We start from the raw sequence: 10,043 nt of genomic DNA, 5'->3' as shown, positions 1-10,043 counted from the left end.
TGCCCCACCGTCCGATGCGGTCACCATCGTTCCCGCGTCCAAGACCGCCCCGACCAAGCGAAAACCCAAGGCCACGGCTTAAAACAGCGGCATTGACCCTAGGCCCGCGATCTTACAGAGACGGCTTCCCTGCAACCCGCCGCGCCGCCAACCCGGCGAAACGTATGCGCTCACAGCACTGATATGTGGGGCCGATCTGTCAAGGGGCAGCCTTCAGCGGCGCCCGGGATACGGGCCTCGGGCGCCGCTTGTGTGCATGGGGCCGGTCGGTGCCTGGTGGCGCGCGTGTCGGTCTCGACGCGTGGTCCATGCTGATATACGCGGGTTGGTTACCGCAGGACGGGCTGTTCGGCGGGAGCGCTTCCTCGGGTCAGGGAGTTGCCGGTCTTGGTGATTGGTCCCTGCGAACGGGACCGGCCGCTGGAGGACTCACTCGGTACCAGCTCGAGGTAGGCGCCGATGCTCGCTCCGGTAAACCGCTCCCAGTCGCCGATTTCCACGGCCAGGGCGAAGGCGGTGAGAGTATCGATTCCGCGCAGGCACCCGAGCCGGGCGACCACCGCAGACCACGGTGAGTCGGTGGCCATCGCGGCGATCGCCTTATCGAGTCGGGCCCGGCGTCCCTCGGCCCAGACCACCGCCTCGTACGCGCTGTCGTAGGCGGCCTGCAGCACCACGTCCTCGAAGCGTTGCGCGCCCAGCCACGCGTGGTGCGCCGGCCTCCACGTGACCCCGCCGCTCCATACGAGCCCTTGGCGCAGCAGCAGTTTGCTCACCCGATGGCGGGCACGCATCAGATCCCCGCGCACATCCTCGCGCGCTCGCACCAGATCCCGGGCGGCTTCTTCGGCCGCCGGCGGCGACCGCACCGCGGTGAACTCGTCCAGGCGCGGCAGCTTCGCCAGGTGCAGAGCGTCACGCGCGTCGGTTTTCACCCGCTCACCGGCCGGACGCTGCAGCCTCGAGGGCGCGAGTACCTCGCAGCGTATCCCCGCCACCGAAAGCGCCCGGGCCAGACCGAACCCGGTCGGCCCGGCTTCGTAGGCCCGGCTGACGAATCGAATCGAGGCTGGTCAGAGCTTCGCAGGACTGCACTGGAGCCCGTCCATCAGCAGGTCGAGCAGGCGCTCGTGCTGATCGGGATCGGTCGATGCGAGTGCGATGCCGCTGAGACTTGTGAGGACGTCGAAGGGTGCGAGGTCATCCCGGACGCTCCCTTCGGCGATGGCGGCCTCGAGGAGTTCGGTGAGGGCGGCGAGGATCCTGGCCCTGCTGTGCTCGTACGGATTGGCGCCGCCGGCGATGAGCGCGCCCAGGGCGTCGGCGAGGCCCAATTTCGTCCTCGCATAGTGGAGGAAGCCCCCCATCCAGGTCCGCAATGCCTCGGGTGGGGCGGCCGTGGCGAGGAGCTCGCCGGCCGACTCGCACAGCCGGGTGAGCTCGTTGTGATACACGGCCTCCACGAGCGCCTCGCGCGTGGGGAAGTGCCGGTACAGGGTGCCGCTGCCGACACCGGCCTCCCGTGCGATGGCGTCGAGTGGCACGTCGGCCCCGCCTTCGGAGAAGGCGCGGAGCGCCACTTCGAGGATCCGCTGGCGGTTGCGTTGCGCGTCAGCGCGAAGCGGGCGATCGGCCACGGGTCGTTCTCCTTGTCGTTTGCAAACCGGGGAGCTCTCCGCTTAAAGTCCGGATAACCGGAGAACTCCCCGATTTCAGTCTATCCGGAGGTGTACTCCGTGCGCCTCAATCATCCCGAAAGGCTGGACACGCCATGGACTACATCAAGCTGGGCAACACCGGACTCGACATCTCACCGATCTGCGTGGGTGCGATGAGCTTCGGAGAGCCCAGCCGCGGCTACCCCGCCTGGACACTGTCCGAGGAGGACAGCCGGCCGCTCATCAAGGCGGCGGTGGAGTCCGGCATCACCTTCTTCGACACCGCCAATGGCTACTCGGACGGCTCCAGCGAGGAGATCCTCGGCCGGGCGCTGCGCGACTTCGCCGCCCGCGAGGACGTAGTGATCGCCACAAAGCTCTACCACCCGATGCGGCCCGGCCACCCGAACTCCGGCGGCCTCTCGCGCAAGGCGATCATGACCGAGGTCGACGCGAGCCTCGCTCGCCTCGGTACCGACTACATCGACCTGTGGCAGATTCACCGCTTCGACGAGACGACTCCCCTCGAGGAGACCCTGGAGGCGCTGCACGACGTCGTCAAGTCGGGCAAGGTTCGCTACCTCGGCGCGTCCTCGATGCACGCCTGGCAGTTCGCCAAGGCCTTGCACCTGCAGCGGATGCACGGCTGGACCCGATTTGTGTCGATGCAGGACCACTACAGCCTGCTCAACCGCGAGGAAGAGCGGGAGATGCTGCCGTTGTGCGCCGACGAGAAGATCGGCGTCATTCCGTGGAGCCCGCTGGCGCGTGGCAAGCTCACCCGCGACTGGGACGAGACCACGAGCCGCTCGAGCGTCGACGCCTTCGGCAAGACCCTCTACCGGCAGGAAGAGAGCGAGAAGGCGATCGTCCAGGAAGTCGCCGCCATCGCCGCCGAGCACGGCGTCTCCCGAGCCCAGGTGGCGTTGGCGTGGGTCTCACACAACCCCGTGGTCTCGGCGCCGATCGTCGGCGTCACCAAGCCGCATCACCTCCAGGACGCGATCGCCTCGCTCGAGGTGCGCCTGTCCGATGACGAGGTGGGCCGCCTCGAGGCCCCCTACGCGCCACAGCCCCCCGCCGGCTTCTGATCCCTCGAATCGACAGGAAAAGACATGACGCACGACCGCATCTCCAGTTCGTTCAACACAACCTCCACCGCAGCCGAGGTCGTCGACGGGATCGACCTGCACGGCAAGCAGATGATCGTCACCGGCGGATCCTCCGGCATCGGGATCGAGACCGCACGCGCACTAGCCACGGCCGGCGCCGCCGTCGTGATCGCTGTCCGCAACCCGGAGGCCGGCCGCAGCGTGGCCGACGACATCAACACCGGCCTGGACTCCCCGCGAGTCACGGTCGCGCAACTCGATCTCGCAAACCTTTCCTCGGTGCGACGCTTCGCAACCGAGTGGGGCAAGACGCCCGTGCACGCCCTGATCAACAACGCCGGCATCATGGCGACCCCGCCGACGCGCACCGAATCCGGCTGGGAGGCTCAGTTCGCCACCAACCACCTCGGCCACTTCGCCCTCGCCAACCTCCTCCACCACGCCCTGGCGGCCGCGAACGGCGCCCGGATCGTCTCCGTCAGCTCACGCGGCCACCTGCGTTCGCCCGTCGTGTTCGACGACATCAACTTCGTCGAGCGCGAATATGACCCGTGGCTTGCCTACGGGCAGTCCAAGACCGCCAATGTCCTCTTCGCCGTCGAGGCCACCCGGCGCTGGGCCGACGACGGCATCACCGCGAACGCACTGCACCCCGGCGGGATCTGGACCAACCTGACCCGCCACCTGCCCGACGATCTGCGCGAGAGCCTTCGCACGGACCCGACGGCTGAATACAAGACCCCGGAGCAAGGAGCCGCGACGTCTGTTTTCGTGGCCACATCACCCCTGCTCGACGCGATCGGCGGGCGCTACTTCGAGGACTGCAACCAGGCACTGCCCCACGACGGCAGCCCGGAACCTGTCGGCGTCGCCGACTACGCCCTCAACCCCGAGGCGGCACAGCGCCTCTGGGACATCTCTGCGCACGCCGTCAGCAGCTGAGGCTACTCGGTCAACGATTGCTTGCAGCGCCCGGATCTCTGAGGGCCATCGCCTTCCCAACCCGCACTACATCCGCGCCACTTCGAGCGGGGAACGGCGGGGAATCACGGTGAAAGCCAGCGAGCCCTCAGACCATCCAAGGGCGCTGGGGCAACGTAGCTTGCCAAGCTGGCGGCGCGAGGTCTCGTCGCCCGCTTCACTGCGGCCCAAGTCCGGTGGCGCTGAGGGCCCATCGGGAGACGGCCGCGCCCAGACCAAGGACGACGACGCCCACGCGGCAGACCGCATAGCGAGCTGAACCCCACCTGGGAAGCCACGAGGTCCCGCTCGATCCATGCCGACGAACGGGACCTCGTCGGCCGCCAAACGCGCCGATCCTCCCGGATGGCACGATCACCTGCGGGGTGGCGCCGACGGCCCTCATGGGCCTAGGAATGATCTGCGCCAGGTTGCCGGGCCTGTTGCGCACGGGCCCCGGACCTGCGGATTCCGGTAGCCTCACAGCCGTGACGGAACAGCACGCGCATCAGTTCGAGCGGGGAACGGACGGGCCCAAGGTCATCGTCGTCGGGGTCGACGGCTCCGATTCCTCGCTTCGGGCGGGGTAGTATGCCGGCGGTCTCGCCCGACGGCAGGGCGCGCTGCTCGCGATCGTGTACGTGCAGCCCGTGATGGCGGGGAGGGTGGCGCTCGGGGTGCCGGTGGCCGAGACGACCAACGAGATAGCGGAGGACTTGGTCAAGTTCATCCGCGAGGCCGCTGAGCACGTCAAGGGGACATTCAAGATTCGCTGGGAGTTCCACACCTTCCGCGGTGACCCCTACAACGGTCTGGTCCAGGCGGCCGACGAGCTGAAAGCGGACGCGGTCGTGGTGGGCGCCTCCGAGCAGGCCGGCCACCGCATCATCGGGTCGGTCGCGATCCGGCTGGTGAAGGCGGGGCGCTGGCCGGTGACGGTCGTACCATAGGCGGTCCAGCTTCCGGGCTTCGGCCGGGCGTTGATCGTGGAGTGCCGAGGCGATTGCGGCGTGTTCTGCCATGTCCGTAGCTGCATAGTCAGGACCGGCTGTGGCAGCGGCGGCGACGCGGAGTTGCTGGTTCCAGAGCGACTCGTACAGCTCGGCCAGGACGGTGTTTCCGGCGGCGTGCATGAGCCGAGTGTGGAATTCGCCGCCGAACTCCCGCGCGCGAGCCGAGGTGGCATGCTTCCGCTCTTCTTGGCAGTCTCGGAGCAGCGCCGAACCTGCCTCTCGCATCGTCTCCGGTCCGCGTGCGGCCAGTAAGTCCAAGGCAAACAGTTCCAGGAGGAGGCGTGCCTGCAGCACACCGTGCGCGTCGTCGGGTCCGACGAGGACGACCACCGCGCCGCGTTTGGGATAGACGGGCAGGAAGCCTTCGGTCAGAAGCCGCTGGAAGCTTCCCGGACCGGGGTGCGGGAGATCCCGAGGGCTGTTGCGACCGTGCCCTTGGAGAGCAGGTGCCCGCTCGTGTACTCGCCGTCGAAGAGTTTGTTCCGGACGTGTGCGTGGGCACGGTCGGCGGCCTTCGGCTGGCTGGTCATGAGGCCATTGTGGGAGTCATGGATGGAAGCTGACAAACATCGCGCGCCCTTATTGCATACAAGATGGCATTTAACCTCGCATGCACGTAGTCCGGTGGTTCCCCCCGGTGGGATGGCAACCCCTCCCCGCCTCGATCAGGCTGGAAGCGGGCCGATACCTGTTCGAACGGGAAGGGGTGACACGATGCGCACCGCGCTGTTCGTCACTTGTCTCAACGACACTCTGTTTCCTGGAACGGGACGGGCCACGGTCAAGCTGCTGCGGCGGCTCGGGATCGAGGTCGAGTTCCCCGCAGCGCAGAGCTGTTGCGGCCAGATGCACTACAACACCGGCTACCGGGCCGAGACCGCGAAGCTGGCCCGCCACTTCGTCGAGGTCTTCGACGCGTACGACCGGATCATCGTGCCCTCCGGGTCGTGCGGGGGCATGCCTTCGGAGGCTTACGAGGTCTCGGCAGAGGCCATCGGGGACGACAAGCTGGCGCGGGATGTCCGTGCGATCGCGCCGCGGGTGTGGACAACTCCTGCCTGATGAACATCGGCGGCCGCCTCGCCAAGGACGGCCACGCGGTGCGCCCCATGCACCTGGTGGAGATCCTGGCCAGGACCGAGGAGGACGGGCCTCTGGACAGCGTGCCGGTGGCCGGGATGGAGGCCGTGCGATGAGCAAGGTCTTCCTGGACTGGCCGAAGTTCCCCACGGCGGCCGAGACCGCCACGCGCGACGAGAAGCTGCGCGCGAACGTGCGCCGTGCCACCCACACGATCCGGGCCAAGCGTGGCACCCTCGCCGCGGAGCGTCCCGACTGGCAGGACCTGCGCGACAGCGCGGCCGCACTGAAGGACGAGGCCCTCCAGCACCTCGACACCTACCTGGAACAACTCGAGGCGAAGGTCACCGAGGCAGGCGGCATCGTCCACTGGGCCGAGAACGCCGAGGACGCCAACCGCATCGTCACCGACCTGGTCAAGCAGACCGGCGAGACGGAGATCATCAAGGTGAAGTCCATGCTGACCGAGGAGATCGGCCTCGACGGCGCCCTGGAAGCAGCGGGCATCAGCGCCCGCGAAACCGACCTCGCCGCCGCCATCGTGCAGCTCGGAGACGACCTGCCCTCGCATGTCGTGGTCCCCGCGCTGCACCGCAACCGCACGGAGATCCGCGACATCTTCCTGCGCGAGATGGGCAAGCACGGCCGCCCCGCTCCGGAGAACCTCACCGACGACCCCGAGGAGCTGGCCGAGGCCGCACGCCTACACATGCGGGAGAAGTTCCTCAAGGCTAAGGTCGCCGTATCCGGCGCCAACTTCATGGTCGCCGAGACCGGCACCCTGGTGATCGTGGAGTCCGAGGGCAACGGGCGCATGTGCCTGACCCTCCCCGACACCCTCATCTCGGTGGTCGGCATCGAGAAGATCGTCCCGACCTGGCGCGACCTGGAAGTCTTCCTGCAGCTGCTGGCCCGCAACGCCACCGGTGAGCGGATGGCTCCCTACACCAGCAGCTGGACCGGAGTCACGGACAGCGACGGGCCGCGCACCTTCCACCTGGTCCTGGTCGACAACGGCCGCACCCGCGCGCTGGCCGACCCGGTCGGACGGCAGGCACTGCGCTGCATCCGCTGCGGCGCCTGCATGAACGTCTGCCCCGTCTACGAACGCACCGGCGGCCACGCCTACGGCTCGGTCTACCCCGGGCCCATCGGCGCGATCCTCAACCCCCTGCTCAAGGGGCCCGACGACCCCCAGACCGCCTCACTGCCGTACGCCTCCACACTGTGCGGCGCCTGCAACGACGTCTGCCCCGTCCGCATCCGCTTCACCGACGTCCTGCTCAAGCTCCGCTCGGACGTCGCCGAAGGCGACGCCAAGGTCAAGCACCCCGCCGAGAAGGCGGCACTGAAGGCGATGGAAAGCGTCATGGACCACCGCGCGCTGTGGAACGCGGCTGTCAAATCGGCCGGCAAAGCCGGCATGCTCGTGCCCAAGAGCATGGGCCTGCCCGGTCCCCTGCACGGCTGGACCGACAGCCGGCGCATCCCTGACATCCCCACGCACTCCTTCCGCACCTGGTGGAAGCGCACCGACGGAGGCACCAAGTGAGCGCGCGCGACGCCATACTCAGCCGCATCCGCGCGGCCGTCGCCGACCTGCCCGCCGACCCGGTCGACGTGCCCCGCACCTACCTGCGCACCGCCCCCGGCAACCATGCGGCCACCATCGAGTTGTTCATCGAACGCCTCCAGGAATACGGGGCGACGGTGCGCCGCGTGCCGCAAGCCGCCCTGCCCGCCGCGGTGGCGGAGGCCCTCGACGAGCGGGCGGCGTGCTCCGCAGTCTTCCCCGACGGCCTCCCCGCAGCCTGGCTGTCCCAGTGGTCCGGCCAGAGCCGCCGCGACGCGCCCGAGCTGTCGAAGGCGGATCTCGACGCCACCGACGCGGTCGTGACCACCTGCGCCGCCGCCATCGCCGACTCCGGAACCGTCGTCCTGGACGCAGGCCCCGGCCAGGGCCGGCGCGCCCTCACGCTGGTGCCGGATGTCCACGTCTGCATCGTGCGCGAGGAGCAGGTCGGCTCCTCCATGCCCGAAGTGATCACCCGGCTCGACGCTCGCCGCCCGATCACCTGGATCAGCGGCCCCTCCGCCACCGCGGACATCGAAATGATCCGCGTCCAGGGCGTCCACGGCCCCCGCAAACTGACCGTCCTCCTCGTGCACTGATGACCGATGCACACTTAGCTTGCATGGTTACTTGACCTCGCCCCCACTCAACCTCTTCCACATAGGACGCTGAGCGACGACTTGTCACCTTGGCGCAGCGAACCGCTGCTGATTCGGCACGTGCTCGCGCCCTTCGCGCTGCTATCCCGAAAGAGCGCACACTCCCTTGGCCCCTCCAGCAAGATCCTCACCGTGGCACCGCCCGCAGACGGCTGCGACCGCCTGGCTGCGCCGAACCGTGAGTTCGGCGCACGCGGGATTTCCTCTCGCCGCCGTCCTGCGCGGTGCCGTCGCTCTGGCTCTGCCCCTGCTACTCGGGCTGTGGACAGGGCACGTGGTTCTGGCCGTGCTCGCCGGGATCGGCGCCCTGTGGGGTGTGGGCCAGGACGGCTCGTCGCCCTACCGGCTGCGCATACACCGACTGCTGGCCGTGGGGGGCGCCAGTGCGCTCGGCCTGCTCCTCGGAGAGCTTGCGCTGCGCAGCGGACACACGGCAGCAGTGGCGGGCTGCCTGGTCGCTACCGCCCTGGTGGCCGGGCTGATCAGTCTGCGCGGCCCCATCCGCTCGGTGGCGGGCATGCAGTTGCTACTGGGCGCCACCGTCGGCAGCGGAATCCCCCTGCCCGGCCCCTGGTGGCAGCCGCCCCTCGCGCTGCTGTCCGGAGTGGTCCTCGTCACGGTGCTGTCCACGACCCCGTGGCTGTGGCGGCGCCATCACATCGAGCGCGACACCGTACACGCCGCCTACCACACGGCCGCCGAGGCGCTGGCGGCGGCCGGCACCTCGCGCGCCGAGGCCGCACGGCTGTCGATGACACTGGCACTCGACGACGCGCACGAGGTCATGGCCCACCACTTGGCGGCAGCATCCCGGCAGCAGCCGCAGGACCTCGACACCCGCCGACTGCTCCGCGCGCTGCGCCTGGCCGTGCGCCTCGGCGAGGTGGTGTCGGCGCTCGTGTGGGAGGCGCGAGCACTCCCACACGCCCTGACCGACCTCCCCGAGGAAATGGCCCGGCGCCTGCTTCCCCCAAGGAAGAGCGCCGCCGCCCGGGAGGGCTTCATTTCGGCCCAGACCGTGGTACCCGACCTGGACGAAAGCTCCCCCGCCCTACGAGCACTCGTCGAACTGTACGAACGGGCCGACGCGGAAGCCGACGCGGAGGTGGCCCTGTCGATGCCGGAACGCCCACAGCCGGGCCGGGCCGTCCATCTGCGACACGCCGTCCTGCTCACCGCCTGTGTACTCATCGCCTACATCAGCGCCTTGCTGCTGCACGGACCCCGTGGCTACTGGCTGCCCATGACCGTGGCCTTCATCTACAAGCCCGACTTCGGCCCCGTCCTGCGCCGGGCACTGCACCGCTGCATCGGCACTGTCCTGGGCGTGGCCGCGATCGGTGCAGTGGCCGTGCTGGCCGGCAACACCCCCTACGCGCTCGTCGGGACGGTCGCGGTCTTCGGCGCCCTCATGGCGGTGGGGGTCCGCCATCACTACGCCGTCGCCACCACCGGTCTGACAGCGATCGTCTTCGTCCTCGTCGACCTGCTCGGAGACCACCGGTCTCTGTACGGCACCCGCATCCTGGACACCGCCCTGGCCGCGGGCATCGTGCTGGTGGCGCACTTCCTGGTGTGGCCCGACTCCGACGACAGCCGGGCCGAGGCCCAGACCGACGCCGCCCTGCTCGCCGTCCGCCGATACCGCGACCTGGCGCCGAGCGTCACGCCCGCCCAGTGTCAGGCTTTGCGCCGCACCGCCTACCACCAGCTGGCCGACGCGCGGAGAGCTGCCGCCCGCGCCAGCACGGAGCCCACCCGCCCAAGGCGCCGTCTTCCGGACTGGGAGGAAACCATCACGGCCGCCGAGCAACTCTGCGACGCCGTATCGGCCCAGGCTCTGGCCGACAGGCTCTCAACACCTAACGGCGACGTCACCCAGCCCAGACCCGGCTAAGAGGTATCCCGTAATGCGGGGTGAGGTGGGCCTTGCCGGGGTGGGTGCTGCGGTTACCGGACGTCGAGTTTGAGGTTGTGTAGTGCTGCGA

At 69.0% G+C, this 10,043-nt stretch carries 10 protein-coding genes and 2 pseudogenes; 8 read left to right on the top strand and 4 right to left on the bottom strand.

The genetic code is table 11. From position 1 onward, the window contains the following. Positions 1-329: 329 nt before the first annotated feature. Together ACWDA7_RS46180 and ACWDA7_RS46175 are read right to left on the bottom strand one after the other, a co-directional pair. Positions 330-998 carry a transposase gene (locus tag ACWDA7_RS46180; RefSeq protein ID WP_450613339.1) on the bottom strand — a complete coding sequence of 223 codons (669 nt, stop codon included), beginning with the start codon at positions 996-998 and terminating at the stop codon, positions 330-332. A gap of 75 nt (positions 999-1,073) precedes the next feature. Beyond that, positions 1,074-1,637, bottom strand: coding sequence for a TetR/AcrR family transcriptional regulator (locus ACWDA7_RS46175; protein ID WP_450613337.1), 564 nt, complete (start codon positions 1,635-1,637; stop codon positions 1,074-1,076). Between the two features lie 134 nt (positions 1,638-1,771). On the opposite strand from ACWDA7_RS46175, the gene ACWDA7_RS46170 reads away from it, so the two are divergent. The 3 genes and pseudogenes from ACWDA7_RS46170 to ACWDA7_RS46160 all read left to right on the top strand — a co-directional run bounded on the left by ACWDA7_RS46170 (position 1,772) and on the right by ACWDA7_RS46160 (position 4,680). Then, positions 1,772-2,749, top strand: coding sequence for an aldo/keto reductase (locus ACWDA7_RS46170; protein ID WP_450613335.1), 978 nt, complete (start codon positions 1,772-1,774; stop codon positions 2,747-2,749). Positions 2,750-2,773: 24 nt separating this feature from the next. Further along, positions 2,774-3,712 carry an SDR family NAD(P)-dependent oxidoreductase gene (locus ACWDA7_RS46165; protein WP_450613333.1) on the top strand — a complete coding sequence of 313 codons (939 nt, stop codon included), beginning with the start codon at positions 2,774-2,776 and terminating at the stop codon, positions 3,710-3,712. A gap of 506 nt (positions 3,713-4,218) precedes the next feature. Further along, positions 4,219-4,680 (top strand): annotated as a pseudogene (locus ACWDA7_RS46160) (universal stress protein). Between the two features lie 66 nt (positions 4,681-4,746). Here ACWDA7_RS46160 and ACWDA7_RS46155 read toward each other — a convergent pair. Next, positions 4,747-5,037: pseudogene (locus ACWDA7_RS46155) on the bottom strand (FCD domain-containing protein); the annotation flags it as partial. Positions 5,038-5,111: 74 nt separating this feature from the next. Then, a complete protein-coding gene (locus tag ACWDA7_RS46150; RefSeq protein WP_450613331.1) occupies positions 5,112-5,273 on the bottom strand; it encodes a GntR family transcriptional regulator in 162 nt (53 codons plus the stop codon). A 184-nt stretch (positions 5,274-5,457) separates the two neighbouring features. On the opposite strand from ACWDA7_RS46150, the gene ACWDA7_RS46145 reads away from it, so the two are divergent. The 5 genes from ACWDA7_RS46145 to ACWDA7_RS46125 all read left to right on the top strand — a co-directional run bounded on the left by ACWDA7_RS46145 (position 5,458) and on the right by ACWDA7_RS46125 (position 9,952). Further along, the gene (locus ACWDA7_RS46145) at positions 5,458-5,805 is read left to right on the top strand and encodes a heterodisulfide reductase-related iron-sulfur binding cluster (protein ID WP_450613329.1); all 348 of its coding nucleotides are present in this window, start codon (positions 5,458-5,460) and stop codon (positions 5,803-5,805) included. Next, positions 5,787-5,939, top strand: a complete 153-nt coding sequence (locus ACWDA7_RS46140; RefSeq protein WP_450613327.1) for a hypothetical protein — start codon at positions 5,787-5,789, stop codon at positions 5,937-5,939. Before ACWDA7_RS46145 ends, ACWDA7_RS46140 begins: the two co-directional genes overlap by 19 nt. After that, the gene (locus ACWDA7_RS46135) at positions 5,936-7,375 is read left to right on the top strand and encodes a LutB/LldF family L-lactate oxidation iron-sulfur protein (RefSeq protein ID WP_450613325.1); all 1,440 of its coding nucleotides are present in this window, start codon (positions 5,936-5,938) and stop codon (positions 7,373-7,375) included. Before ACWDA7_RS46140 ends, ACWDA7_RS46135 begins: the two co-directional genes overlap by 4 nt. Further along, entirely contained in the window at positions 7,372-7,995 is a 624-nt protein-coding gene (locus ACWDA7_RS46130; protein WP_450613324.1) for a LutC/YkgG family protein, read from the top strand. Before ACWDA7_RS46135 ends, ACWDA7_RS46130 begins: the two co-directional genes overlap by 4 nt. Positions 7,996-8,233: 238 nt before the next feature. Further along, positions 8,234-9,952, top strand: a complete 1,719-nt coding sequence (locus ACWDA7_RS46125) for an FUSC family protein (protein WP_450613322.1) — start codon at positions 8,234-8,236, stop codon at positions 9,950-9,952. The last annotated feature ends 91 nt before the right edge of the window (positions 9,953-10,043 follow it).

This window comes from Streptomyces sp. NPDC001156, from assembly GCF_053598275.1.
Note: the sequence above shows the minus strand (reverse complement) of the source record. Positions and strands in the feature narration are given on the sequence as shown.